The sequence below is a fragment of the Amycolatopsis arida genome, assembly GCF_900115565.1.
GTDB classification, from domain to species: domain Bacteria; phylum Actinomycetota; class Actinomycetes; order Mycobacteriales; family Pseudonocardiaceae; genus Yuhushiella; species Yuhushiella arida.
Genome location: NZ_FOWW01000010.1, coordinates 167,277 through 192,612 on the forward strand (window position 1 = coordinate 167,277; position 25,336 = coordinate 192,612).

24 protein-coding genes are annotated in these 25,336 nt (G+C 74.0%); 12 read left to right on the forward strand and 12 right to left on the reverse strand.

Features of this window, described 5'->3' with window-relative positions; genetic code table 11:
* The first annotated feature begins 164 nt into the window (after positions 1-164).
* The 4 genes from BM051_RS24265 to msrB are packed head-to-tail and all read left to right on the forward strand — an operon-like array spanning position 165 to position 3,318.
* Positions 165-983 (forward strand): TVP38/TMEM64 family protein, encoded by an 819-nt coding sequence (locus BM051_RS24265; RefSeq protein ID WP_092534947.1) that lies wholly within the window; start codon positions 165-167, stop codon positions 981-983.
* Positions 980-2,533, forward strand: coding sequence for a serine/threonine-protein kinase (locus BM051_RS24270; protein WP_092534950.1), 1,554 nt, complete (start codon positions 980-982; stop codon positions 2,531-2,533). The genes BM051_RS24265 and BM051_RS24270 overlap by 4 nt, the downstream gene beginning before the upstream one ends.
* Before the next feature lie 34 nt (positions 2,534-2,567).
* Complete coding sequence (locus BM051_RS24275; RefSeq protein ID WP_092534953.1) at positions 2,568-2,867, forward strand: hypothetical protein; 300 nt, start codon at positions 2,568-2,570, stop codon at positions 2,865-2,867.
* 10 nt (positions 2,868-2,877) lie between these two features.
* Complete coding sequence (gene msrB / locus BM051_RS24280; RefSeq protein ID WP_092534956.1) at positions 2,878-3,318, forward strand: peptide-methionine (R)-S-oxide reductase MsrB; 441 nt, start codon at positions 2,878-2,880, stop codon at positions 3,316-3,318.
* A gap of 195 nt (positions 3,319-3,513) precedes the next feature.
* On the opposite strand, the gene hemQ is transcribed toward msrB, so the two are convergent.
* From hemQ to hemE, 3 genes are read right to left on the reverse strand one after another with little or no spacing between them, the layout of a single operon-like run.
* Positions 3,514-4,215, reverse strand: coding sequence for a hydrogen peroxide-dependent heme synthase (hemQ, locus tag BM051_RS24285; protein WP_092534959.1), 702 nt, complete (start codon positions 4,213-4,215; stop codon positions 3,514-3,516).
* A gap of 26 nt (positions 4,216-4,241) precedes the next feature.
* Positions 4,242-5,684 (reverse strand): protoporphyrinogen oxidase, encoded by a 1,443-nt coding sequence (gene hemG, locus BM051_RS24290; protein ID WP_092534962.1) that lies wholly within the window; start codon positions 5,682-5,684, stop codon positions 4,242-4,244.
* The gene (gene hemE, locus BM051_RS24295) at positions 5,681-6,763 is read right to left on the reverse strand and encodes a uroporphyrinogen decarboxylase (RefSeq protein WP_092534965.1); all 1,083 of its coding nucleotides are present in this window, start codon (positions 6,761-6,763) and stop codon (positions 5,681-5,683) included. Before hemE ends, hemG begins: the two co-directional genes overlap by 4 nt.
* A gap of 97 nt (positions 6,764-6,860) precedes the next feature.
* Here hemE and BM051_RS24300 point away from each other — a divergent pair, with 97 nt between their 5' ends.
* From BM051_RS24300 to BM051_RS24310, 3 genes are all read left to right on the forward strand, one after another.
* Positions 6,861-7,424: a DUF3000 domain-containing protein gene (locus BM051_RS24300; protein WP_166677837.1), complete on the forward strand. Its 564-nt coding sequence runs from the start codon at positions 6,861-6,863 to the stop codon at positions 7,422-7,424.
* A gap of 408 nt (positions 7,425-7,832) precedes the next feature.
* Positions 7,833-8,549, forward strand: a complete 717-nt coding sequence (locus tag BM051_RS24305; RefSeq protein ID WP_092534971.1) for a response regulator — start codon at positions 7,833-7,835, stop codon at positions 8,547-8,549.
* Positions 8,550-8,723: 174 nt separating this feature from the next.
* Positions 8,724-9,965, forward strand: a complete 1,242-nt coding sequence (locus tag BM051_RS24310; protein WP_092534974.1) for an HRDC domain-containing protein — start codon at positions 8,724-8,726, stop codon at positions 9,963-9,965.
* Between the two features lie 169 nt (positions 9,966-10,134).
* On the opposite strand, the gene BM051_RS24315 is transcribed toward BM051_RS24310, so the two are convergent.
* From BM051_RS24315 to dxs, 5 genes are all read right to left on the reverse strand, one after another.
* Entirely contained in the window at positions 10,135-10,962 is an 828-nt protein-coding gene (locus tag BM051_RS24315; protein WP_092534977.1) for an aldo/keto reductase, read from the reverse strand.
* Between the two features lie 15 nt (positions 10,963-10,977).
* A complete protein-coding gene (locus BM051_RS24320) occupies positions 10,978-12,051 on the reverse strand; it encodes a sensor histidine kinase (protein ID WP_092535147.1) in 1,074 nt (357 codons plus the stop codon).
* Between the two features lie 131 nt (positions 12,052-12,182).
* Entirely contained in the window at positions 12,183-12,857 is a 675-nt protein-coding gene (locus BM051_RS24325) for a response regulator transcription factor (RefSeq protein WP_092534980.1), read from the reverse strand.
* Position 12,858: 1 nt separating this feature from the next.
* Complete coding sequence (gene mmuM, locus BM051_RS24330; RefSeq protein ID WP_092535150.1) at positions 12,859-13,794, reverse strand: homocysteine S-methyltransferase; 936 nt, start codon at positions 13,792-13,794, stop codon at positions 12,859-12,861.
* 5 nt (positions 13,795-13,799) lie between these two features.
* Positions 13,800-15,713: a 1-deoxy-D-xylulose-5-phosphate synthase gene (dxs, locus tag BM051_RS24335; RefSeq protein WP_092534983.1), complete on the reverse strand. Its 1,914-nt coding sequence runs from the start codon at positions 15,711-15,713 to the stop codon at positions 13,800-13,802.
* A 281-nt stretch (positions 15,714-15,994) separates the two neighbouring features.
* On the opposite strand from dxs, the gene BM051_RS24340 reads away from it, so the two are divergent.
* Both BM051_RS24340 and BM051_RS24345 read left to right on the forward strand, forming a co-directional pair.
* Positions 15,995-17,479, forward strand: coding sequence for an aldehyde dehydrogenase family protein (locus BM051_RS24340; RefSeq protein WP_092534986.1), 1,485 nt, complete (start codon positions 15,995-15,997; stop codon positions 17,477-17,479).
* Between the two features lie 35 nt (positions 17,480-17,514).
* Positions 17,515-19,077 carry a GMC family oxidoreductase gene (locus tag BM051_RS24345; RefSeq protein ID WP_092534989.1) on the forward strand — a complete coding sequence of 521 codons (1,563 nt, stop codon included), beginning with the start codon at positions 17,515-17,517 and terminating at the stop codon, positions 19,075-19,077.
* On the opposite strand, the gene BM051_RS24350 is transcribed toward BM051_RS24345, so the two are convergent.
* Together BM051_RS24350 and BM051_RS24355 are read right to left on the reverse strand one after the other, a co-directional pair.
* The gene (locus tag BM051_RS24350) at positions 19,064-20,263 is read right to left on the reverse strand and encodes a class I SAM-dependent RNA methyltransferase (RefSeq protein ID WP_243859780.1); all 1,200 of its coding nucleotides are present in this window, start codon (positions 20,261-20,263) and stop codon (positions 19,064-19,066) included. The two genes, BM051_RS24345 and BM051_RS24350, sit on opposite strands and share 14 nt — an antisense overlap.
* Before the next feature lie 26 nt (positions 20,264-20,289).
* Positions 20,290-22,380 (reverse strand): APC family permease, encoded by a 2,091-nt coding sequence (locus tag BM051_RS24355; protein ID WP_092534995.1) that lies wholly within the window; start codon positions 22,378-22,380, stop codon positions 20,290-20,292.
* Between BM051_RS24355 and BM051_RS29240 the strand changes: the two genes are divergently transcribed.
* From BM051_RS29240 to BM051_RS24365, 3 genes are all read left to right on the forward strand, one after another.
* Positions 22,373-22,516 (forward strand): hypothetical protein, encoded by a 144-nt coding sequence (locus tag BM051_RS29240; protein ID WP_166677839.1) that lies wholly within the window; start codon positions 22,373-22,375, stop codon positions 22,514-22,516. The two genes, BM051_RS24355 and BM051_RS29240, sit on opposite strands and share 8 nt — an antisense overlap.
* A gap of 90 nt (positions 22,517-22,606) precedes the next feature.
* The gene (locus BM051_RS24360) at positions 22,607-23,272 is read left to right on the forward strand and encodes a potassium channel family protein (protein ID WP_092534998.1); all 666 of its coding nucleotides are present in this window, start codon (positions 22,607-22,609) and stop codon (positions 23,270-23,272) included.
* On the forward strand, positions 23,272-23,928 hold the full coding sequence (locus BM051_RS24365) for a potassium channel family protein (protein ID WP_092535001.1): 657 nt from the start codon (positions 23,272-23,274) through the stop codon (positions 23,926-23,928). Before BM051_RS24360 ends, BM051_RS24365 begins: the two co-directional genes overlap by 1 nt.
* An 83-nt stretch (positions 23,929-24,011) precedes the next feature.
* Here the strand turns inward: BM051_RS24365 and BM051_RS24370 are convergent, their stop codons facing one another.
* Both BM051_RS24370 and BM051_RS24375 read right to left on the reverse strand, forming a co-directional pair.
* Positions 24,012-24,683: a DUF3159 domain-containing protein gene (locus BM051_RS24370; RefSeq protein ID WP_092535153.1), complete on the reverse strand. Its 672-nt coding sequence runs from the start codon at positions 24,681-24,683 to the stop codon at positions 24,012-24,014.
* A gap of 275 nt (positions 24,684-24,958) precedes the next feature.
* Positions 24,959-25,336, reverse strand: coding sequence for an OB-fold nucleic acid binding domain-containing protein (locus tag BM051_RS24375; protein ID WP_092535004.1), 378 nt, complete (start codon positions 25,334-25,336; stop codon positions 24,959-24,961).

A 25,336-nucleotide genomic window follows, 5' to 3' on the forward strand; every position in this document is an offset into this window, starting at 1 on the left:
GCCCGCGTGTCCGCCGGCTGTGATCGCGTGTCCGCGTCGCGCGGCGCGGACGGCCGTGCACAGCACGCGGACACAGCGTCAGTCGAGGTCGAGCACCGGCTCAGTCGAGCACGGCCCGGCACGCGCGTCACCGGGTTTTCCCGGCCTGCCTTACGGTGGACGCCGTGCCCCGCCGGACCCAGCTGCTCGCCGCCGGCGCCGCCCTCACCGCGCTGGTGGCCGCGGCGCTGCTGCTGCCCGTCCCCGGCCCCGCCGCGCTGCGGGCCTGGGCCGACGGCGCCGGCCCGGTCGCCCCGCTGCTGTTGCTGGCCGGCTACGCGGTGCTGACCGTGGCGCCGATCCCGCGGACCGTCTTCAGCCTGGCCGCCGGGCTGCTGCTCGGCAACGCGCTGGGCATCGCGGTCGCGATGACGGCCACCGCGATCTCCGCGGCGCTCGGCTTCCTGCTCGCCCGCGCGCTCGGCCGAGACCTCGTCGCGAAGTACCTGCGGCGACCCGCGGTGCGCACGGTCGACGAGCGGCTCGCCGGCGGCGGGGCGCTCGCGGTGGCGTCGCTGCGGCTGATCCCGGTGATCCCGTTCGCGCCGCTGAGCTACTGCTGCGGGCTGTCGTCGGTACGGCCGCGGCCCTACCTCGCCGGCACGGTGGTCGGCAGCCTGCCCGGAACGGCCGCCGTGGTGCTGCTCGGTGACGCGCTCACCGGCGGCACGCCACCGGCGTTGCTGATCTGCTACGCGGCGTTCGCCCTCGCCGGCGCGGCCGGTCTGTACCGCGCCGTGCGCCCGGTCGGATCCCGCCCGGCGCGCGGGAATCCGTGCCATCACAAGGATCGCCGGCACGGCGACCCGCGGCGGCGGCTGACGGCGACCGCGGCCCTGCGCCCGCTACACTCGGCCGCGGGCGCGCCCGGGACGCGTGCCACCAATCCGAACTCTTGCGGACAGTTGGGCGAGGAGCAGCCGTCATCGACACCGGTCACGTGATCGCAGGCCATTACCGCCTCGAGGAGCACATCGGCAGCGGCGCCATGGGCGTCGTGTGGCGTGCCCTGGACGAGCGCCTCGAGCGGTCGGTCGCGATCAAGCAGATCCTGACCCAGCCGGGACTGTCCGAGGCGGAGCGGCAGAACGTGCGCCAGCGGGCCATGCGCGAGGCGAAGAACGCCGCCCGCTTCCAGCACCCCAACGCGGTCGTGGTGTTCGACATCGCCGAGCACGCGGGTGACCCGTGCCTGGTGATGGAGTACCTGCCGTCGAAGAGCCTGTCCGCGATCATCGCCGAGCGCGGCACCCTCCCGCTGGGCGAGGTGGCCGCGATCGGACAGCAGGTGGCGGCCGCGCTGGTGGCCGCGCACCGGGCGGGCATCGTGCACCGCGACGTCAAGCCGGGCAACATCCTGGTCGCCGAGAACGGCGTCGCGAAGATCACCGACTTCGGCATCTCCCGGGCGGCGGGCGACCTCACGCTGACCCAGACCGGGCTGATCGGCGGGACACCCGCCTACCTGGCGCCGGAGCTGGCCCGCGGCTCCGACCCGGCGCCCAGCTCCGACGTGTTCGCGCTGGGCGCCACGCTCTACCACACGATCGAGGGCCAGCCGCCGTACGGCAACAACGCCAACCAGCTCGCCCTGCTCTACGCCGCCGCCAACGGCAAGATCATCCCGCCGAAGTCGGCCGGGCCGGCCACCGCGCTGCTGATGAGCCTGCTGCGCAGCGACCCCGCCGAGCGGCCGTCGATGAGCGAGGCCCGGCAGCAGCTGGCCGCGCTCGCCGGGGACAGCCCGGGCCCGTCCCCCACCCTGGTGTCCCCGCCACTGACCGGAGGCGGGCACGGCGGCCGGCAGCCGGCGGCGGTGCCGGCACCGCTCAGCAACGGCGCGGTCCGGCCGCCGTGGCAGCGCGCCGACCGGCCGGGCGCCGACAAGCCGGGCGCGGCCACGGCTCCCCCGCCGACCTCCACGTTCGACTCGGTGCCGCCCACCTCGGGGAACACGTCGGGCGGGGGCGGCACGGGCAGACGCAAGCCCCTCGTCCTCGGCGCGATCGCCGCCGTGGTCGTCCTCGCCGCGACCCTGCTCACCATCGTGCTCGTCAACAGCGGCGGCGGTCAGGACCCCGGAGCCCAGGCCCAGCCCTCGGCTCCCACCTCCGAGCAGCCATCGTCCAGCCCGCCCGTTCCTCCGCTCGGTCAGACCAAGCACACCGGGGGCCAGTTGCAGTGGCAGACGGCCGGGCAACGAATCGAGGACTTCTACGACAACCCCGCGGGGTCGTGGAACCTCCTGACGCCCGCCGCGCAGGCACGCTTCGGCAGCCAGGAGGACTTCCGCGAGTACTGGGCCGAGCACACCGTGCGGGGCTACCGCGGCATCCACGCGTACAAGGGCAACAACGCCGATGGCTCCGTTGACATGCAGCTCAACGTCGACCTCGGCGAAGGACCGCAGACGGTGGTCCTCCGAGTGATCGAGTCCGGCGGCGTGCTGCTCATCGACGGGGATCCCCGACCAGGCGGCGACTCCGAAGGTTGATGCGCTACGGCCGGCCGTGGCCTACCGTTGAGCCATGGTCGATAACAGGGGCCCGGTGCGGCACCCGCGGTTCGACGACGACCTGGTGGGCCTCGACCCGGACGACCCGGAGGCCCAGGCCTTCGCCGCGCACCTGGACCGGATGCAGCGTTCCGGTCCCACCTTCACCGTCGAGGCGTCCCTCGCCGGGATCGCCGACTTCGCCGACTCCACCAACCGGACCGGTGGCCTGCGCTGGCTGGTCGCGGTCGTGGTGGTGTGCCTGATCCTGGTGGGGGTGCTGGTCTCCGCCTGGGACACCATCGGCAGGGCGCTGGAGTGGCTGGGCGGGTAACCTGGCGGTGATGACTCCCGACAGGAAACCCGTCATCGGCGCCACCCCCCGGGTGGTGAAGTCCGAGCAGGAGTGGCGCGCGCAGCTGTCCCCGCGGGAGTACGCGGTGCTGCGCGAGGCCGGCACCGAGCCGCCGTTCACCGGCGAGTACACCGACACCGAGACCACCGGCGTGTACCTGTGCCGGGCGTGCGGCGCCGAGCTGTTCCGCAGCGACACCAAGTTCGCCAGCCACTGCGGTTGGCCGTCGTTCTACGACCCCGCCGACTCCGATGCCGTGCTGTTGCGCGAGGACCGCAGCATGGGCATGCACCGGGTCGAGGTGCTGTGCGCGTCCTGCCACAGCCACCTCGGCCACGTCTTCACCGGCGAGGGCTACGACATCCCCACCGACCAGCGCTACTGCATCAACTCGATCGCGCTGAAGCTGGCCCCCGCGGACCAGCGGTAGCGGTCGACGCAGTGACCGTCGATTCCGCGCACCTCGGTCTGGAACGCGCGCTGGCCCTGCTGTCCGGGCACGACACGTGGACCACCACGCCCGACGACGAGGCCGGGAGCCCGGCGATCGTGCCGACCGACGGCCCGCACGGCGTTCGCCGGCAGGCCGGAACGAGCGACCCACCGGGCTTTCACGACAGCCTGGCTACGGGAGGTTGGCGACCAGCTCGGCCGCCGGCACGCGGGTGCCGGTGTAGAACGGGATCTCCTCGCGGACGTGCCGGCGCGCCTCGGTGCCGCGCAGGTGCCGCATGAGGTCGACGATGCGGTGCAGCTCGTCGGCCTCGAAGGCGAGGATCCACTCGTAGTCGCCGAGGGCGAACGAGGCCACCGTGTTGGCCCGCACGTCCGGGTAGTCCCGCGCCTCCTTGCCGTGCTCGGCGAGCATCGCGCGGCGCTCCTGGTCGGGCAGCAGGTACCACTCGTAGGACCGCACGAACGGGTACACGCACACGTACCGACGGGGCTCCTCACCGGCGAGGAACGCGGGGATGTGGCTGCGGTTGAACTCCGCCGGCCGGTGCAGCGCCACCTGGCTCCACACCGGGGTGGACACCCGGCCCAACGGCGTCCGCCGGAAGCCGGTGTAGGCGGCCTGCACCTGCTCGACGGCCTCCGCGTGCCACCACACCATGTAGTCGGCGTCGGCGCGCAGACCGGCGACGTCATACACGCCGCGGACCACGACGCCCTTGTCCGCCAGCCCGTCCAGGTACTCGGCCGTCTCACCGGCCGCGCGGGCGCGGTCGGCGACATCACCGGGCAGCCGGCCCGGCTCGACCCGGAACACCGACCAGGCGGTGTAACGGATGGTCTCGTTGAGCTCTGCGTAGTTCAGCCTCGCCATGCGCCCATCGTCCCACCACGCCCGGCTCAGCCGGCGGCGAGGCCACCGCCGGCACCGCCACCGACACCGGCGGCGAGCGCGCGGGCGGCGGCCTCGGCGGTGGCGACGCACGCGGCGATGCCCACGCCGTGCAGGCTCGCCCCGGCGACGGCCAGCCCGGGCACCTCGGCGACGGCGCGCTCCACGCGGGCCACCCGCTCCCGGTGCCCGACGCCGTACTGAGGCAGCCCGCCACCCCACCGCACCACCCGGCTCGCCACCGGCTCGGCGGCGACCCCGGTGAGCTCGGCCAGGTCGGCCCGCACCCGCCGGACCAGCTCGGCGTCGGTGGGGCGCACCGCGTCCGGCTCGCCGAACCGACCGACCGACCCGCGGACCAGGACCGGCGCGGCGGGGTCCGCGAGGTGGGCCCACTTGCGGCTGGAGAAGGTGAACGCCTTGGCGGCGAAGGGCGTGCCGTCGGCGTGCCGCTCCCCCGCCGCGACGAGCACCCCGGACGCCTCCGGCAGCGGAGTGCCGGGGGGCAGGGCCAGCGCCACCACCGCCATCGACGCCAGCTCGATCTCGCCGAGCGCGGCGGACGCGGCCGGCACCGGCTCGGCGAGCAGCCTGCGCGCCGCCGGCGCGGGCACCGCGAGCAGCACCGCGTCGGCGTCCAGCTCGGCCGCCCCCTCGGGGGCGTGGCCGGGCGCGGCGGCGCCGAACACCAGCCGCCACCCACCCGGCCGGCGGCGCAGCGCGCGCACCGGCACCCCCTGGCGCGGCCGCGCGCCGGCCCGCTCGGTCAGCCGGTCCACCAGCGCGCGCAGGCCACCGGTGAGCGTGGCGAACACCGGCGCCGATGATCCAGTCGCCGGGCGCACCGCGGCGGCCGCGGCGGTGAGCGAGCCGGCGCCCGCGTCGACGGCGGCGGCCAGCGCGGGCAACGTCGCGCGCAGCCCGAGGGAGTCGGCGCCGCCCGCGTAGACGCCACCGAGCAGCGGGTCCACCAGCCGGTCCACCAGCTCGTCGCCGAACCTGGCACGCAACAGCGGGCCGAGCGCGACGTCGCCGGTCGGCAGGGCCAGCGGCAGGTTCGGCTCGACGGCCACCGCGCGCCGCCCCGCCGGCGACAGCACGGCGTCCACGGCACCCCGCGCGGCCGGCACCCCCATCACCGTGTCCCGGGGCAGCTCGCGGGTGACACCGCCGGCGCGAATCCGCGGCCGCGCGGGGGTGGGGTGGGTGAGCGCCGCACCGAGGCCCAGCTCCTCGGCCAACCGCACGGCCTCGGGCCGGCGGGCGAGGAACGCCTCGGCGCCCACGTCGTAGTGCCACCCGGCGAGCTCGACGGTGCGCAGCTTCCCGCCGAGCGTCCCGGTGGCCTCGCAGAGGAGGAGTTCGACGCGGTCGCCGAGCAGCGTGCGCAACCGGTAGGCGGCGGTGAGGCCGGCGATCCCGCCGCCCACGACGGCGACGGTCCCGCTCACAGCGTGTGGACCAGCTCGACGAGCCGGGTGAGCACGGCCGGGTCGGTCTCCGGCAGCACGCCGTGGCCGAGGTTGAAGATGTGCCCGCCGGCGGCCCTGCCCTCGGCGGCGATCCGCCGGGCCTGCGCCTCGACCACCGGCCACGGGGCCAGCAGCAGGGCCGGGTCGAGGTTGCCCTGCACCACCGGTGGCGGCCCGCCCAACCGGCGCACGGCCTCGTCCAGCGGGACCCGCCAGTCCACCCCGACGACGTCGGCGCCCGCGTCGCGCATCGCGCCGAGCAGCTCACCGGTGCCGACCCCGAAGTGGATCCTCGGCACCCCGGCGTCGGCCAGCCCGCCGAGCACCTTGGCCGAGTGCGGCAGCACGAACTCGCGGTAGTCCCGCTCGGACAGCGCGCCGGCCCAGGAGTCGAACAGCTGCACCGCGTCGACCCCGGCGTCGAGCTGGGTGCGCAGGAAGGTCAGCGCGATGTCGGCCAGCCGGTCGGCCAGCCGGTGCCACAACGCGGGCTCGGCGTGCATCAACGCCTTGGTGTGCTCGTGGTGCCGACTCGGGCCGCCCTCGATCAGGTAGGAGGCCAGCGTGAACGGCGCGCCGGCGAAGCCGATCAGCGGGGTGACGTCCAGCGCGTCGACCAGCAGCCGCACCCCGTCGGCCACCGGATTGACCTGGTCCGGCTCGAGCGCGGGCAGCGCCGCGACGTCCGCCGCCGACCGCACCGGCCGGGCGACCACCGGGCCGGTGCCGGCGACGATGTCGATGCCGACGCCGGCGGCGCGCAGCGGCACCACGATGTCACTGAACAGGATGGCGGCGTCGACCCCGTGCCGGCGTACCGGCTGCAGGGTGATCTCGGTGAGCAGCTCCGGGTCGAAGCAGGCGCGCAGCATCGACACGTCGGCGCGCAGCGCCCGATACTCCGGCAGCGACCGGCCCGCCTGCCGCATGAACCACACGGGCAGGTGCGCGGGGCGGCCGCCGCGGGCGGCGACGAGGAACGGGGCGTCGGCGAGGTCCCGGCGCGCCGCCGGGGGCTGGGAGCGCTCCGTCTGCTCGGACTGCGAAGGGAGAGGCATCGGGATTATCGTCCCACGGGCAGACATGGGACGTTCGGGGCGGCTCGCTCGGCGTGCCTGCGCCCCACCCGGGCGCTCGGCGCCGTATGGTCGGGCGGTGACCGCCAAGACGCAAGCGCCCGAGTTGTTCCGCGAGGCCGTCGCGGCGCTGCGCTCGGTGCGGCCCCGGCCCGAGGTGACCCTGGAGCCGATCCGCCCGCCGCAGCGGCTGGCGCCCTGGTCCTACGCGCTCGCCGGCGAGGTCACCGGACCCGCGGACGTGCTCGCGTCCGGCCGGCTGGTCCTGCTGCACGACCCGGACGGCCAGGAGTCGTGGAACGGGGTGCTCCGCCTCGTCGTGTACGTGCGCGCGGAGCTCGACCGGGAGCTGGCCACCGACCCGTTCCTGCCGGCCGTGGGCTGGTCGTGGCTGACCGAGGCGCTGGAGAACTCCGAGGCGACCTGGACCGCGCTCGGCGGCACGGTCACCGAGACCTCCTCCGCGCGGTTCGGCGACATCGCCGGGCCGGCCCGCACCGACGACCTCGAGGTGCGGGCGTCGTGGACGCCGACAAACGCCGACCTGGGGCCGCACGGCGCCGCGTTCTGCCAGCTGCTGGCGAGTATGGTGGGGCTGCCGCCCGTGGGCGTGACGATGTTCGGCCAGCGCCAGTCCTCCTGAGCCCGCTCCCGCCGAGCCGCTCCCCGTCGCGACGGCGGTCACCCGGGTGAGACGACCCGGAGCACGACTCGGCGACCGCCTCGACGACCGTCCGTGCCCGGCTCCCGGTGCCCGCCGGGCCCGGTGCACACGCCGTCTGCACGCGCTGAGCGGTGCCGGTAATCCTTCTTCATCGTGCTCCCAGCGCAATACGTTAGCCACTCGGCGTGTTGTCGCCCGATCGTGCTACGTCGGGGCCTGAAGTCACCAACAGATCCAGATCCATACCCGTTAGAACCCCCCGCTGACCCACTCGTGCGGCTAGAGTGCTTCCGACGACACCACTTTCGGTCTAAAGCTGGCGCGGCTGATCGGCCGAAAGTCCCGGTGCCGGTCGGGGGGCACGACCGACTCCAGGGAGGTAGTGACGTGGCTGCCGTCGGCTTATCTCAGGCCGTCCGATCCACGCCAGCCGGCGCATTGCCGGCGAGCATGGTTCCGCATCCGCGGGAAGAGCTGTTTTCCGTGTTGGTGGTCGACGACCACCCGCTGCTGAGGGAGGCAATCGCCGCACGACTCGCACAGATGGGCGCGGGCACCGTCCACGAGGCCGCCACGGTGGCCGAGGCGAGGGCGAGGGCGTCGGCCACCGGGCCGTGCGACCTCGCGATCCTCGACCTCGGGTTGCCCGACGGCAGTGGCATCGAGCTGGTTACGGAGCTCCGTAGCAGCGGCTGGCCACGTGTGGTGGTGCTCGCGTCGTCCGACGATCCGTACGCGGTGCGCTCGGCGTTCCAGGCGGGCGCGCAGGCGTACCTGTTGAAGTCCGCGTCGCCGGTGGTGGTCACCGACGGCGTCCGCAGGGTGCTCGAGGGCGGCGTGTACGCCGACCCGAGCGTGGCACCCGTGTTGGCCACCGGCACCAGGGTCGCCGGCACCGACAACACGCCGCGCGAGCTGTCCGCGCGGGAGGTCGAGGTGCTGCAGCTGGTCGCCGACGGCCAGTCCAACAAGGAGATCGGTGAGGAGCTGAGCCTGTCCGCGCTCACGGTGAAGTCACACCTGTCGCGGATCGGGCGCAAGCTCGGCACCGGCGACCGGGCGCAGATGGTCGCACTGGCCATGCGTGCCGGCGTCATCCGCTGAACCGACGGCCCTGCGGGGCGGGCGACCAGGCGCGGCACGCCCGTCCCGTAGGGTCATGGTTCGATCCCTCGATCGAGGGTTCGGTGCGGGACGGCCTCATCAGGGCACGGCGATCACGAGCGACAGCGGTACGGCAGCGGCAGGACAGCGGTAGAGGGCAGCGGTAAAGACACAGTGGAGAACGCGGCATCCGGTTCCGAGGCGGCGGAGGAGTCCGCGCCCATCCCACTGACCGAGCCGACCGAGGGCACTCCCCCGGTCGTCACCGACCCCGCCACGCTGCGGGCGGCGTGCGCGCGGCTGGCCGCCGGCACCGGCGCGGTCGCGGTGGACACCGAGCGCGCGTCCGGCTACCGGTACTGGCCGAAGGCGTACCTGGTGCAGCTGCGCCGGGAGAGCGCGGGCAGCGTCCTCGTCGACCCCGTCGCGCTGGACGGCGACCTGTCACCGCTGGTCGAGGTGATCAACGGCGAGGAGTGGGTGCTGCACGCGGCGTCGCAGGACCTGCCCTGCCTTGCCGAGCTCGACCTGCGGCCGGCGCGGCTGTTCGACACCGAGCTGGCCGGGCGGCTCGCCGGGTTCGAGCGGGTGGCGCTGGGCACGCTCGTCGAGCAGTTGCTGGGCTACCGGCTGGAGAAGGGCCACAGCGCGGTGGACTGGTCCACCCGGCCGTTGCCCGAGCCGTGGCTGAACTACGCGGCGCTGGACGTCGAGCTGCTGATCCCGTTGCGCGAGAAGTTGGAGGCCGAGCTGTCCGCGCAGGGCAAGCTCGAGTGGGCCTACCAGGAGTTCGAGGCGGTGCGGACCGCGCCGCCGGCGGCGCCGCGCAGTGAGCCGTGGCGGCGGACCTCGGGCATCCACAAGATCCGCAGCCCGCGGAAGCTGGCGGCGGTGCGGGCGCTGTGGGAGGCGCGGGACGAGCTGGCCCGCAAGCGGGACCGAGCGCCGAGCCGCATCCTGCCGGACAGCGCGATCATCAGCGCGGTGCTCGCCGACGCGCGCACCGCGGCCGACCTGCAGGCACTGCCGGTCTTCGGCGGGCGGGTGCAGCGCCGGTACTCCAGCCACTGGCTGCGGCGGCTGCAGGCCGCGCGGGTGCTGCCGGAGTCGGAGCTGCCGGCGCCGGCGGGACCACCCGAGGGCCCGCCCCCGGTGAATCGGTGGGCGGACAAGGATCCGGACGCCGCGGCCCGGCTGGCGGCCGCCAGGACGGAGCTGACCTCGCTCGCCGAGCACCACCGGCTGCCGGTGGAGAACCTGCTGCTGCCCGACCTCGTACGCCGCACGTGCTGGCAGCCGCCGGAGGATCGTTCCCCCGAGGGCGTGGCCGAGACGCTGCGCGCCGGCGGCGCCCGACCGTGGCAGGTCGAGCTGACCGCCGAGTCGCTCAGCCGCGCCCTCCACGCCACCGCCTGACCGCGGCTGGCCCTGACCCTGTCCGCGGCCTCCGCGGCAGTCGGCGGGCGAGGGCTGGCTGGCTTCGGTCGTGCCGCCGGCGAACAAGAGCGCGACGGTATAGGTCGTTATACGTCGGGAGGCCCGCCGTAGCACTAATGGGCCTCGCTTGCCACGGATGTGCTACGCGCTAGGTCTCGTCGGGGTGGGGGCCGAGGCGCTGGCCACGCTCCAGGGTGGCGAAGCCGGCGATGTCCTGGCTGTCCAGCTCGAAGTCGAGGATCGCGGCGTTCTCCGCGATGCGCTCCGAGTGCGCGGACTTCGGGATCACCACGTGCCCCATCTCGAGGTGCCAGCGCAGCACCACCTGGGCCGGCGTCCTGCCATGCTTCTGAGCCACCGTCCGGACCACCTCCTCGGCGAACAGCTCGGGCCCGCCGCCCAGCGGCCGCCACGCCTCGGTGACGATGCCGTGCCGCTGGTGGAAGTCCCGCAGCGCCGCCTGCTGCAACCACGGGTGCAGCTCGACCTGGTTGACCGCCGGCGGGATGTCCGTCTCGGCCAGCAGCCGCTCCAGGTGCGGCGCCTGGAAGTTGGACACCCCGATCGCCCTGGCGCCGCCGTCGGCGAGGATCTTCTCCAGCGCCCGCCACGTCTCCACGTACCGGTCCAGTCGCGGCTGCGGCCAGTGGACCAGGTAGAGGTCCACGTAGTCCAGGCCGAGCTCGCGCCGGCTGGTGTCGAACGCCCGCAGCGCCGCGTCGTAGCCGTGCTCGGTGTTCCACAGCTTGGTGGTGACGAACAGCTCCTCCCGCGGCAGGCCGCAGTCGCGCACCGCCTGCCCGACCCCGCGCTCGTTGCCGTACAACGACGCGGTGTCGATGCCGCGGTAGCCCAGCTCGATCGCGGTGCGCACCAGGGTGGTCGTCTCGTCGGCGGGGATCTTGTACACCCCGAACCCGAGCCGGGGCATGAACACGTTCTCGCGTATCTCGACCGTCCGTGACGTCACAGTCATGACCGGCACGGTAGCTCACCGGGAGACGGGCAGCCGCACGGTGATCGCCAACCCCCCACCGACCACCGGCTCCGCCGTCACCGTGCCGCCGTGCGCCTGCACGGCGGCCCGCACGATGGACAGTCCCAGCCCGGCGCCGGAGCGGGCGGTGCGGGCGATCCCGGCCCGCCGGAACGGCTCGAACAGCTCGTCCACGGTGGTCGGGTCCACCAGCCCGCCGGAGGAGCGTACCCGCAGCACCGCCACGCCCGCCCCGGCCTGGGTGGACACCTCGATCCACCCGCCGTCGACGTTGTGCCGCACGGCGTTCTCCAGCAGGTTGCCGGCGACCCGTTCCAGCAGCGCGGGATCACCGGTGAGCGGTGCCGGCGCGGTGCCGAACGTCGCGCGCAGCCCCCGCCGCTCGGCCTCCGCCCGCACCGCCTTCCACGCGCTGTCCACCACGGCGGCGAGGTCGACCGGCTCGGTGATCACCACCCCGGCGCCGTCGGTGCGGGCGAGCAGCAGCAGCGAGCCGACCAGCCGCTCGGCCCGCGACGTGGCGTCGCGCACCACCGCGGCCATCCGACGCAGCTCGGCCGCGTCGGCGCCGTCGTCGGCGAGGGTCACGTCCAGCTCGGTGCGGATCACCGACAGCGGGGTGCGCAGCTCGTGGCTGGCGTTGGCGACGAAGTGCCGCTGCGCCTCGAACGCCGCCTGCAGCCGGTCCAGCATCGCGTCGAACGTCTCGGCCAGCTCGGCCAGCTCGTCCTTCGTGGACAGCCGGCCGATCCGCTCCCCCATCGAGTCCACCGACAGCCGGTGCGCGGTGTCGGTGATCTCCCGCAGCGGCCGCAGCACCCGCGAGGTCAGCGTCCACGCGAGGATCCCGGCGGCGGCGACCACGAAGCAGAACGCCACCGCGCCGACCACCAGCACCCGCCCGCGGGCGTGCTCCCGCAGGTGCTCGGCCAGCGCCGACGCCTCGACGTCGACACCGTCCACCCGCACCATGCTGCCCGGCGGGAGCTGCGGCACCGCGGCGACCGCGTCACCGACCAGCCGCCACGCCAGCCACAGCAACACGATGCTGACCGCGGCGGCCAGCATCGTGGCGAGCAGGGTGATGCGGGCACGCAGGCTGCGCACCGGAAGCGGCCTCGTCGCGGGCAATCGCGTCAGCGCGGGCCGGCGGCTCGCCGGCCCGTTGGGGTCACCATCCGTTGTCCCTCTCCCCCGGCTCAGCCCGCGCGGCCCGCGCCGGGCACCCGATAGCCCGACCCGACGACCGTCTCGATGACGCCGGGCTCGCCGAGCTTCTTCCGCAGTGTCATCACGGTGACCCTAACGGTCGTGGTGAACGGGTCGGCGTTCTCGTCCCACACCCGCTCGAGCAGCTCCTCGCTGCTCACCACGGACCCGCCGGCGGCGAGCAGCACCTCCAGCACGCCGAACTCCTTGCGGGTCAGCTCGACCGGCCGCCCGCCCCGGGAGACGGTGCGCTTGGCCGGGTCGAGCACGACGTCGCCGGCGGTGAGCAGCGGCGGCGCGGCAGGGGTGGCCCGCCGGCCCAGTGCCCGCACCCTGGCGACCAGCTCGGGGAACGCGAACGGCTTGGCGAGGTAGTCGTCGGCGCCGAGGGACAGGCCCTCCACCCGATCGGCGACGTCCCCGCTCGCGGTGAGCATCAGCACCCGGGTCAGCTCGCCGGAGGTGACGATCTCCCGGCACAGGTCGTCACCGGACATGCCGGGCAGGTCCCGGTCCAGCAGCACCACGTCGTACCGGGTGATCGAGGCCTTCTCGTGCCCCTCGTCACCGTCGAACGCGACGTCCACCGCCATCCCCTCGCGGCGCAGCCCGCGGGCGATCGCCTCGGCGAGGGGCGCTTCGTCTTCCACCACCAGGATCCGCACGTCATCCACGGTGCCACAGATTCCTGAGAGCACCTGAGAAGGGCTCGCGACCGGCGAGATCGGCGATCTCGCCGGGGCCGACCCGGCAACAGCCGCCGACGAGCCGCGCGCCCCGGCGCACCCACTCGGCCGTCGCCCCCGCCGCGAACCGCGGGGTCCCCGTCCACACCCGCCGCTCGGCGTCCCACCCCTGCCCGCTGTTCGGGTAGGCCACCACCGGCTTGCCGGTCACCGCGCGGGCCATCTCGACCGCGTCCGCCACCTCCGCCGGGTCGCAGCAGTTCACCCCGACCGCCACCACCGCGTCCACCCCGGCCGCCACCGCGAACGCCTCGGCCAGCGGCTGGCCGGCGCGGGTCCGGCCGCCGGCGACGGTGTAGGACAGCCACGCGTCGACGCCAAGGCCGTCCAGCGCACGGACCAGGGCCTCGGCCTCGTCCACGTCCGGCACGGTCTCCAGGGCCAGCACATCCGGCCGGGCGTCGGCCAGCACCTCCAGCCGCGGCCGGTGGAAGGCCACCAGTTCGGCCACGCTCAGCCCGTACCGGCCGCGGTACTCCGAGCCGTCGGCCAGCGTCGCGCCGTACGGGCCGACCGACGCCGCCACCCAGCGCGGCACGCGGTCGCCGGCCACCCGGTCGCGGGCCCGCGCGGCGAGCTCGACGCCGCGCCGCAGCAGCGCCGCGGTCTCGGCGCGGGACAGCCCACGCGCGGCGAACGCGGCGAAGTCGGCCTGGTAGCTCGCCGTGGTGGCGACCACGGCGCCGGCCCGGTAGAACGCCTCGTGCGCGGCGACCACGGCGGCCGGGTCGTCCAGCAGCAGCCGCGCCGACCACAACGCGTCGGACAGGTCGTGGCCGCGGGCCTCCAGCTCGGTGGCCAGCCCGCCGTCGAGCACGAGCGGCTCGCCGGCGGCGAGCGCGTCGCGCAACCGCATCGCGGTCAGTCCCGCGGGGCGGGGGTGGCGCGCTCCGGCTCGCCGATCCGGTTGGCGGCCCACTCGGTGACCCGGCGCGCCACGTCCTGCGCGGTGAGCCCGATCCCGGCGAGCACCTCCTCGCGGGAGCCGTGCTCGTGGAACCGCTGCGGCACGGCGAGGTCGCGCAACGGCGTGTCGCACTCGGCGTCGCGCAGCGCGGCGGCCAGCGCCGAGCCGAAGCCGCCGTGCCGACCGCTGTCCTCCACGGTCACCACCAGCCGGTGGTCCCGGACCAGCTCGACCAGCTCACCGGGTACCGGCAGCACCCAGCGTGGGTCCACCACGGTGACCCCGATGCCCTGGTCGGCCAGCCGGTCCGCGGCCGCGCAGCCGAGCGCGGCGAAGGCACCGACCGCCACCAGCAGCACGTCCCGGCCGGCGCCGGCCGCGGGGTCGCGCAGCACGTCGACGGTGCCGATCCGGCGCACCGCCGGCAGCGACTCCACCACGCCGCCCTTGGAGAACCGCAGCGCGGTCGGGCCGTCGTCGACGGCGACCGCCTCGCGCAGCTCCTCGCGCAGGGTGGCCGCGTCGCGCGGCGCGGCCACCCGCATCCCGGGCACCATGCCGAGCAGCGACAGGTCCCACATCCCGTGGTGGCTCGGCCCGTCCGGGCCGGTGATCCCGGCCCGGTCCAGCACCAGGGTGACCGGCTGGCGGTGCAGCGCGACGTCCATCAGCACCTGGTCGAACGCCCGGTTGAGGAAAGTCGAGTACACCGCGACCACCGGGCGCAGCCCGCCCATGGCGAGCCCGGCGGCGGAGGTCACGGCGTGCTGCTCGGCGATGCCGACGTCGAACCAGCGGTCCGGGAACGCCTCGGCGAACGGCTCCAGGCCGGTGGAGCGCAGCATCGCCGCGGTGATCGCCACGACGTCCGGCCGCTCGGCGCCGATCGCCACCAGCTCCGCGCCGAACACGGAGGTCCAGCTCGGCCCCTTCACCGGGGGCCGGCCGGTGGCCGGGTCGATCGGGTCGGTCTGGTGCATCTGGTCGGCCTCGTGGTTGACCGCCGGCGGGTAGCCGTGTCCCTTCTCGGTCACCGCGTGCACGATCACCGGACCGCCGAACGACCGCGCGCTGTGCAGCGCCTTCTCCAGCGCCGCGACGTCGTGCCCGTCCACCGGGCCGAGGTACTTCAGGCCCAGGTCGGAGAACATCACCTGCGGGCTGAGCGCGTCCTTGATGCCGGCCTTGGCGGCGTGCAGCGCGGCGTAGACCGGCCGGCCCACCACCGGGGTGTGCCGCAGCAGCTCGCGGCCGCCGTCGAGGATCCGCTCGTAGCCGGGCCGCAGCCGCAGCGCCGCGAGGTGCTCGGCGAGCCCGCCGATGGTCGGCGAGTACGACCGCCCGTTGTCGTTGACCACGATGACGATGGGCCGGTGCGGGTCGGCGGCGATGTTGTTCAGCGCCTCCCAGCACAGGCCGCCGGTGAGCGCGCCGTCGCCGACCACCGCCACGGCGTGCCGCCCGCCGCCGGCGCGCTGGAACGCCTTCGCCAGCCCGTCGGCGTAGGACAGCGCGGTCGAGGCGTGGCTGTTCTCCACGAGGTCGTGCTCGCTCTCCGCGCGCGCCGGGTAGCCGGCGATCCCGCCGAGCTGGCGCAGCGTGTCGAACTCGCCGTGCCGCCCGGTGACGATCTTGTGCACGTACGACTGGTGCCCGACGTCGAACAGCAGCGCGTCCCGCGGCGAGTCGAACACGCGGTGCAGGGCGATGGTCAGCTCGACGACCCCGAGGTTCGGCCCCAGGTGGCCGCCCACCTTGCACACCTTCTCGACCAGGAAGGCCCTGATCTCCTCGGCGAGCTTGCCCAGCTCGACGTGGTCCATCCGCTTCAGGTCCGCGGGTCCGTGCACGGACTCCAGCAACGTCACGCTCCACCTCGCCTCGACCGTCTCCGGCGTTTCCGGGTCGTCCGCCCAGTCTACGGAGCGGGCGCCACCCCGGCCGACGGCTTGCTCCGTTCTCCGCCGGCGCTCCAGGACGAGGTCCGCGGGGACCGGGGATGGCGGGCCACTCCCTCGGGGGACGCGCGAGCCACCCGTTCGGATGTGCTGGGTGAGCGGCGTCTCGTCACGCATGGGCCGGCGCCTCCCCGGCACGTAGGATCCGGCCCCGATCGCGATCACCGCACGGAAACGGGGAGGCCAAGCAGATGCCGGACTTCTTCATCGGCGGCGAGTGGGTCGGCGCGGCCGGCGGCGGGACCAGGGAGATCCGCTGCCCCGCCGACGGCACGCTGGTGACCACCGTCGACGAGGGTGGTAGGGCCGACGCCGAGGCGGCGATCGCCGCCGCCCGCGCCGCCTTCGACAGCGGGCCGTGGCCGCACACCCCGGCCGCCGAGCGGGGCGACGTGCTGCTGCGCGCGGCCGACCTGCTGGTGGAGCGCAAGGCGGAGTTCGCGAGGGCCGAGTCGCTGGACACCGGCAAGCGGCTGGTGGAGAGCGAGATCGACATGGACGACATCGCCGCCTGCTTCCGGTACTTCGGCAAGCTGGCCGCGATGAACGCCGGCCGGGTCGTCGACAGCGGCGACCCGAACGCGATCAGCCGGGTGGTGCACGAGCCGGTCGGCGTGTGCGGGCTCATCACGCCGTGGAACTACCCGTTGCTGCAGACCGCCTGGAAGGTGGCGCCGGCGCTGGCCGCGGGCAACACGTTCGTGCTCAAGCCGAGCGAGCTGACCCCGAGCACCGCGATCCTGCTGATGCGGCTGCTCACCGACGCGGGCGTGCCGGCCGGGGCGGCCAACCTCGTGCTCGGCCCGGGGGCCGACGCCGGGGCACCGCTGGCCGAGCACCCGGACGTCGACCTGGTGTCGTTCACCGGTGGCCTGGTCACCGGGCGCACGATCGCCGCCGCCGCGGCCGCGACGGTCAAGAAGGTGGCGCTGGAGCTGGGCGGGAAGAACCCGAACGTGGTGTTCGCCGACGCCGACTTCGACACCGCCGCCGACTACGCGGTCACCGCGATCTTCCTGCACTCCGGGCAGGTCTGCTCGGCCGGCTCCCGGCTGATCGTGCAGCGCGAGATCCACGACGAGTTCGTCGCCGAGGTGGTGCGCAGGGCCGAGCGGATCCGGCTGGGCGGGCCGTTCGACCCGGACGCCGAGGCCGGCCCGCTCATCTCGGCGGGGCACCGGGAGAAGGTCGAGGCCTACGTCGCGGCGGCACTCGACGAGGGCGCCCGGCTGCTCACCGGCGGTCGCCGCCCGGACGACCCCCGGCTCGCCAACGGGTTCTACTACCTGCCGACCGTGCTCGACGGCGTGCGCGGCGGCGACACGGCCGTGCGGGAGGAGTCGTTCGGGCCGGTGCTCACCGTGGAGACCTTCGCCGACGAGGACGAGGCGGTGCGGATCGCCAACGACACCCACTACGGCCTGGCCGGCGCGGTGTTCACCGACGACGCCTCGCGGGCGCAGCGGGTGGCGCAGCGGCTGCGGCACGGCACCATCTGGATCAACGACTTCCACCCCTACCTGCCTCAGGCGGAGTGGGGCGGGTTCAAGCAGTCGGGCTTCGGCCGCGAGCTGGGCCCCACCGGGCTGGCCGAGTACCAGGAGACCAAGCACATCTACCAGAACCTGCGGCCGGCGCCGTCCGGCTGGTTCTCCGGCGGCGACCCCCGCCGATGACGGCGACAGCGGCGAACGAGGCGAGGAGGAGTTCGGTGACGCGGGAGTTCGACTACGTCGTGGTGGGCGGTGGCACGGCGGGATCGGTGGTGGCCGCCCGGCTGTCCGAGGACCCGGACGTGTCGGTGTGCCTTCTCGAGGCCGGTCCGTCCGATGTGGACGACAAGGCGGTGCTTGAGCTGGACCGGTGGATGGCGCTGCTGGAGTCCGGCTACGACTGGGACTACCCGGTGGAGCCGCAGGAGTCGGGCAACTCGTTCCTGCGGCACGCCAGGGCGAAGGTGCTCGGCGGGTGCTCCTCGCACAACTCCTGCATCGCGTTCTGGGCGCCGGCCGAGGACCTCGACGAGTGGGCCGCGCTCGGCCTGCCTGGCTGGTCGGCCGCGGACGTCTTCCCGCTGTACCGCCGGCTGGAGAACAACGACGGCCCCGGCGAGCACCACGGGCGCTCCGGCCCGGTGCGGATCCGCACGGTGCCCGGCACCGACCCGGCCGGCACGGCGCTGCTGCGGGCGTGCGAGCAGGCGGGGATCCCGCGGACCGAGTTCAACGCCGGGAAGACCGTGGTGCGCGGCGCGAGCTGGTTCCAGATCAACGCCAGGGAGGACGGCGTGCGCGCGTCGGCCTCGGTGTCCTACCTGCACCCGGTCCTCGGTCGGCGGCCGAACCTCGAGGTGCGCACCGGCGTGCGGGCCAAGCGGCTGACGTTCGACGGCCGGCGCTGCACCGGGGTGGAGGTGCTCACCGAGGACCTGCTGCACAGCGAGGAGGTGCGGGCCCGGCGCGAGGTGGTGGTCAGCGCCGGCGCCATCGACAGCCCGAAGCTGCTCATGCTCTCCGGCATCGGGCCGGCCGAGCACCTGCGCGAGGTCGGCGTCGACGTGCTGGTCGACGCGCCCGGCGTCGGGGAGAACCTGCAGGACCACCCGGAGGGGCTGGTCCAGTGGGAGGCGAAGCGGCCGATGGTCACCGTCTCCACCCAGTGGTGGGAGATCGGCATCTTCACCACCACCGAGGACGGGTTGGACCGGCCGGACCTGATGTTCCACTACGGTTCGGTTCCGTTCGACCTGAACACCCTGCGGCACGGCTACCCCACGACCGAGAACGGGTTCTGCCTCACACCCAACGTGACCCGCGCCCGGTCCACCGGCACCGTCCGGCTGCGCACCCGCGACTTCCGCGACAAGCCCAGGGTCGACCCGCGGTACTTCACCCATCCCCATGACATCCGGGTGATGACCCACGGCATCCGGCTGGCCCGCGAGATCGTGGCGCAGCCGGCGATGGCGGAGTGGGCGGGGCCGGAGCTCGCGCCGGGGGTGGACACTCGCGGCGACGACGAGATCGCCGACTACATCCGCAAGACGCACAACACCGTCTACCACCCGTCGAGCACCATCAAGATGGGCCCGGACGGCGACCGGATGGCGCCGCTGGACGCCCGGCTGCGGGTGCGCGGCGTCGACGGGCTGCGGGTCGCCGACGGGTCGGTGATGCCGTTCCTGGTCACGGTCAACCCGTGCATCACCACGATGGCCATCGGGGAGAAGTGCGCCGACCTGCTCAGGGAGGACGCCGGGGTCAGTCGCGGGTGAGGAGGGCCACGCACTCCACGTGGTGGGTCATCGGGAACGCGTCGAACGCCCGCAGCCTCGCCAGCGAGTAGCCGTGGCCGGCGAACGTGGCGACGTCGCGGGCCAGTGCCGCCGGGTCGCACGCCACGTACACCACCCGATCCGGGGTGGCCCGCGCCACGGCCTCCACCACGGCAGCGCCGGCGCCCTTGCGCGGCGGGTCCAGCACGACCACCTCCGGGCGGTCGTCCCGCTGGTCCAGCACCTGCTCCACCCGGCCGGCCCGCCACGTCACCTGCGGAAGGTCGGCCAGGTTCGCCTCGCCGTCGGCCACGGCCCGCCGGCCGGACTCCACGGCCAGCACCTCGCCGCCGGGGCCGACCTGCTCGGCCAGCACCGACGCGAACAACCCGACCCCCGCGTACAGGTCCCACGCGCGGCCACCGCGCCGCGCGCCGGCCCACTCCCCCACCACGGTGGCGAGGGTGTCGGCCGCCGCGGGATGCACCTGCCAGAAGCCGTGCGCGGCGATCCGCCACTCCCGACCGGCGGCGTACTGCACCGCCACCCCGCCCTGGATCTGGCGGGCCCGGTGCCGCCCGCGACCGGCCGCCCCGCCGCGGGCGGGGGCCAGCTCGCGCAGGTGGGTGCGGCCGGCGGCGTCGGCGGTGACCTCCAACTCGCTGCCCGGCCGCCACCCGCCGGTCAGCGCCTCGTCGAGCGCACCGGGCACCGAGATGGGGCAGCCGGCCAGCGGGATCACCCGGTGGCTGCGGTGCGCCCGCAGGCCCGGCCGGCCGGCGGGGTCGACGACCAGCCGCACCCGGCTGCGCCAGCCGAGTGGGCCGCCAGGCAGCGCCTCGACCTCGACCGCGAGGTCCAGCCCGGCCAGCCGGCGCAGCTGCTCGGCGACCACCTGCGCCTTGAGCTCCCGCTGCGCCTGAGGGGTGGCGTGCTGCCAGTCGCAGCCGCCGCACAGCCCGGGCGCGGCCAGCGGGCACACCGGCTCCACCCGGTGCGGTGAGGAGCGCAGCACCCGCACGGCGTCGGCCCGGCAGAACCCACCACCCCTGTCCTCGGTGACCTCGGCCAGCACCAGCTCCCCCGGCAGCGCGTGCCGGACGAACACCACCCGGCCCTCCACCCTGGACACGCAGTGCCCGCCGTGCGCGACCGGGCCGACCTCGGCCTCGACCGTGCGACCCACCCAGCTCTCTGCCCGCCGCCCGCCGGTCACGACCTGGTTTCCCGCTCCCGGGGCTCGCCGCGGGCCGGCGCGCCGGCGTCGGCGCGCGAGCCGCGCGGCTCGCGCGGCTCGGTGATCCGCTGCGCGCCGTACAGGCCGCGCCGGACGTCGCCGGCGGCCGGCCGCTCCAGTGTCGAGCGGCGGGACCGCAGCTTCGAGGACTCGAGCTGCCATGGCACGCTGGTGACCATCACGCCCGGCTGGAACAGCAGCCGGCCCTTCAGCCGCAACGCGCTCTGGTTGTGCAACAGCTGCTCCCACCAGCGCCCGACCACGTACTCCGGGATGAACACGGTCACCACGTCGCGCGGGTTGTCGCCGCGCACCCGCTTCACGTAGTCCAGCACGGGCTTGGTGATCTCCCGGTACGGCGACTCGATCACCTTCAGCGGGATGCGGAAGTCGTGCTTGTCCCACTCGTCGACCAGCCGGCGGGTGTCGGCGTCGTCGACGTTGACGGTCACCGCCTCGAGCACGTCCGGCCGGGTCGCCTTCGCGTAGGCCAGCGCCCGCAGCGTCGGCTTGTGCAGGGTCGACACCAGCACGACGGCGTGGTTGCGGGAGGGCAGCACTGCGGGCCTGCGGTCCTCGGCGCGCAACTCCTCGCCCACCCGGTCGTAGTGCCGGCGGATCGCGCGCATCAACCAGTAGATCGCGGCCATCGCCACGATCGAGATCCATGCCCCGGCGAGGAACTTCGTCGCCAGCACGATGACCAGCACCGAGGCCGTCATGAACAGGCCGAAGGAGTTGATCGCCTGGGAGCGGCGCATCCGCCGCCGCGCCTCCGGGTCGGTCTCGGTGCGCAGCAACCGGTTCCAGTGCCGGATCATCCCGCTCTGGCTGAGCACGAACGACACGAACACGCCGACGATGTAGAGCTGGATGAGCTTCGTGACCTCGGCCTCGAACACCACCACCAGCACGATGGCGAACCCGGCGAGGAACAGGATGCCGTTGGAGAACGCCAGCCGGTCGCCACGGGTGTGCAGCTGCCGGGGCAGGTACCGGTCCTGGGCGAGGATCGAGCCGAGCACCGGGAAGCCGTTGAACGCGGTGTTCGCGGCCAGCACCAGGACGAGGCCGGTGAAGAAGATCACCCACCAGATGGCCGGGTCGAAGTCGGCGAAGACGGCGTTGGCCAGCTGCGCGACCAGGGTCTTCTGCTCGTAGCCCTCGGGGGCGTTGACCAGCTGCGTCTCCGGGTGCTCGGCCAGCACCGCCCCGGTGGCCCCGGCCAGGAACAGCAGGCCGAGGAACATCGTGATGGCCAGCGTGCCCATCATCAGCAGCGTGGTGGCGGCGTTGCGGCCCTTCGGCTTGCGGAACGCGGGCACGCCGTTGGCGATCGCCTCCACCCCGGTCAGCGCCGCGCTGCCGGAGGAGAACGCCCGCAGTACCAGGAACACCAGGCCGAACCCGACGAGGTGGTCGCCCTCCTCCTGCAGGACCAGGTCGGCGCTCTCCGCGCGGACCGACTCGTCCAGCACGAACACTCGGAACGCGCCCCAGACGATCATCGCCAGGATGCCGAGCACGAAGGCGTAGGACGGGATCGCGAACGTGGTGCCGGACTCCCGGACGCCGCGCAGGTTCATGGCGGTGAGCAGCACGATCGCCGCCACCGCGAACTCCACCTTGTGGGTGGCGACGAACGGGATGGCGGAGCCGATGTTGGCCGCGGCCGAGGCGATCGACACGGCCACCGTGAGCACGTAGTCCACCAGCAGCGCGCTGCCCACCATCAGCCCCCAGCGCGGACCGTGGTTGACCGTGGCCACCTCGTAGTCGCCGCCGCCGGAGGTGTAGGCCCGCACGTTCTGCCGGTAGGAGGCCACCACCGCGACCATGACCAGCGCGACCACCAGCCCGATCCAGGGGCTGAACACGTATGCCGAGGCCCCCGCGATGGAGAGCATGAGGAGGATCTCCTCGGGCGCGTAGGCCACGCTCGACATCGGGTCGGAGGCGAACACGGGCAGCGCGATGCGCTTGGGCAGCAGCGTGTGCGAGAGCCGGTCGCTGCGGAACGGCCGACCCAGGACCAGCCTCTTCGCGACCGTGGTGAACTTGGGCACCGCGAAAGGGTATGTCGCCCGGTTCACCCTCCCGGACCGGCCCACGCCGGGCCGCCCGTTCTCCAACGGAGGCGACGAGCCGCCGGGGCGCCCGTACGACTCCCGGCGGACGACGGGCCGGGTGATCGCGGCGTAGGGTCCGCGACGGGTAGGTTCGGCGCGGCAAGGTGGAACCCACACGGCACCGACACGCACCGACACGCACCGACACGGTGAGGAGGCAGGCGTGCACGTGGTGATCATGGGATGCGGCCGGGTGGGCGCGTCCCTCGCCGCCGCGCTGGAGCGGCTGGGCCACGACGTGGCGGTGATCGACAAGAGCCAGCAGGCCTTCCGCCGGCTGGGCAGCGACTTCCACGGCCAGCAGGTGGTCGGGGTCGGGTTCGACCGGGGCGTGCTGGTCGAGGCCGGGATCGAGCGGGCCGGCGCGTTCGCCGCGGTGTCCAGCGGGGACAACTCCAACATCATCTCCGCCCGGGTGGCCCGCGAGACGTTCGGCGTGGAGCACGTGGTGGCCCGGATCTACGACCCGAAGCGGGCCGCGGTCTACGAGCGGCTCGGCATCCCCACGGTGGCGACCGTGCCGTGGACCACCGACCGGTTCCTGCGCACCCTGCTGCCCGACGGTGTGGCGACGACCTGGCGGGACCCCACCGGCACGATGGCGCTGCTGCAGCTGCCGCTGCACGAGGCGTGGATCGGCCGCAGCGTGCGGGACCTGCAGCGGGCCACCGGCGCCCGCGTGGCGTTCGTCATGCGGTTCGGCACCGGCGTGCTGCCGGACTCCAGGACCGTGCTGCAGGCCGACGACGTCGTCTACGCGGCCGCGCACTCGGGCACGGTCAGTGACGTGACGACCGTGGCCGCCACCGCCCCCGAGGAGGAGAGCTGATGCGGGTCGCGATCGCCGGTGCCGGCGCGGTGGGCCGCTCCATCGCCACCGAGCTGCTGGAGAACGGGCACACCGTGATGCTCATCGAGCGGGAGTCCGACCAGTTCGTGCCGGAGACGGTCGAGCAGGCCGACTGGGTGCTCGGCGACGCCTGCGAGGTGTCCACGCTGGAGGAGTCCGGGCTCGAGCTGTGCGACGTGGTGATCGCCGCCACCGGCGACGACAAGGTGAACCTCGTGGTGTCGCTGCTGGCCAAGACGGAGTTCGCGGTCCGCCGGGTGGTGGCCAGGGTGAACAACCCGGCCAACGAGTGGCTGTTCACCGAGGCGTGGGGCGTCGACGTGGCGGTGTCCACGCCGCGGATGTTGGCCGCGATGGTCGAGGAGGCGGTCAGCGTCGGCGACCTGGTGCGGCTGATGACGTTCCGGCAGAGCCAGACCAACCTCGTGGAGCTGACCCTGCCGGAGGAGACGCCGCTGGCCGGGCGGCCGGTGCGCGATGTGGACCTGCCGAAGGACGCCGCGCTGGTCACCATCCTGCGTGGGGAGCGGGTCATCGTGCCGTCCCCGGACGACCCGCTGGAGCCCGGCGACGAGCTGCTGTTCGTCTCCCACTCCGACGTCGAGCCCCAGATCCGTACCGCCCTCGGCTACTGACCCCCACACCGTGTGTCCGCGTTCTGTGACCAGGTGTCAGCGCCGCACGACGCGGGAACGCGTGCAGGGAACGCGGACACGGGTCAGGCTTGCTGGGGTGGGGCGGCGTACTTGGCCCGCAGCCGGGTCTCGATGTCGGCCTCGTCGGCCTCCTCGGCCTCGGCCAGCGCCTTGAGCCGCTTGTCCGAGCGGCGCACCGCCCACACCACGACGAGCAGGGCCAGCCCGTAGAGCGGGTAGCCCATCGCGATCTTGGCGAACGCGAGCCAGCCGGTGTGGTCCTCGTCGTAGAGCCAGCGCTGCACCACGAACCGGGCGGCGAAGACCGACGCCAACGCCAGGGTGGCGATGTCGAAGCCGTGCCGGGACGGCTTGTCCCTGCGCCACGCCATGCCGGTGCCGTTCAGGACGTTCCACACCACGCCGGCCAGCGGCCAGCGCACCACCACCGACAGCACGAGCGCCGCGCAGTACACCAGGCTCGCCCAGATACCGAAGAGGAAGAAGCCCTTGGCCGACCCGGTGCGGTAGGCGATGAAGGCCGCGATCGCCACCCCGAAGAAGCCGGAGATGGCCGGTTGCAGCGGCTCCTTGCGGACGATCCGCAGTACGGTGATGGCGACCGCGCTGCCGACCGCGCTCCAGATCCCGACCTGCAGCCCGAACAGCGCGTTGGCCAGCACGAACACGATGACCGGCACCGACGAGTAGATCAGCCCGGACACGCCGCCCATCTGCTCGAGCAGGGTCGGCATGCGCTCCTGCTCCTCGGCGTCCCCCTCGCCGTCCGAGCTCTCGGTGTCCTCGGTGTCCTCGGTGGTCCCGGCCTCCACCGGGGTCCGCGGACGGAGCTCGGTGCCAGCCGGAGCCGGTCCGGTGTTGGCGGTGTCCGTGCCGGCGGGCGTGTCCGCGGCGCCCTGGGCCTCGGCTCGGGTGTCGGCCGGCGCGGCCCGGTGCTCGGTGCGGGCGGGTTCACTCACGGTGTGCGACCACTTCTTCTTGTCGGTGGAGGTTGGACCCGCGATCGCCGCTACGACGTCGTCTGCAGCTCGTAGTACGGGTTGTACAGGACCTTCCGACCGTCCCGGTCGGCCATCCGGCCCCGCGCCTTGATGGTACGGCCGGGCTCGATTCCCGGGATGCGGCGCCGGCCCAGCCACACCAGGATCACCCCTTCGGTGCCGTCGAACAGCTCGGCCTCCAGCGTGGCCGCCTCGCTGCTGGGGCACAGCTCCACGCTGCGCAACCGGCCGAGGACGGTCACCTCCTCGCCGGACCGGCAGTCGCAGGCCCGCCGAGCACCGCCGGCCGCGGACCGTTGGGACAGGTCGTCGGCGTCGAGGACGTCGACGTCGCTGGTCAGCTTGCGCACCAACCGGCTGAAGTAGCCGCCGTCTTTGGCGGACAT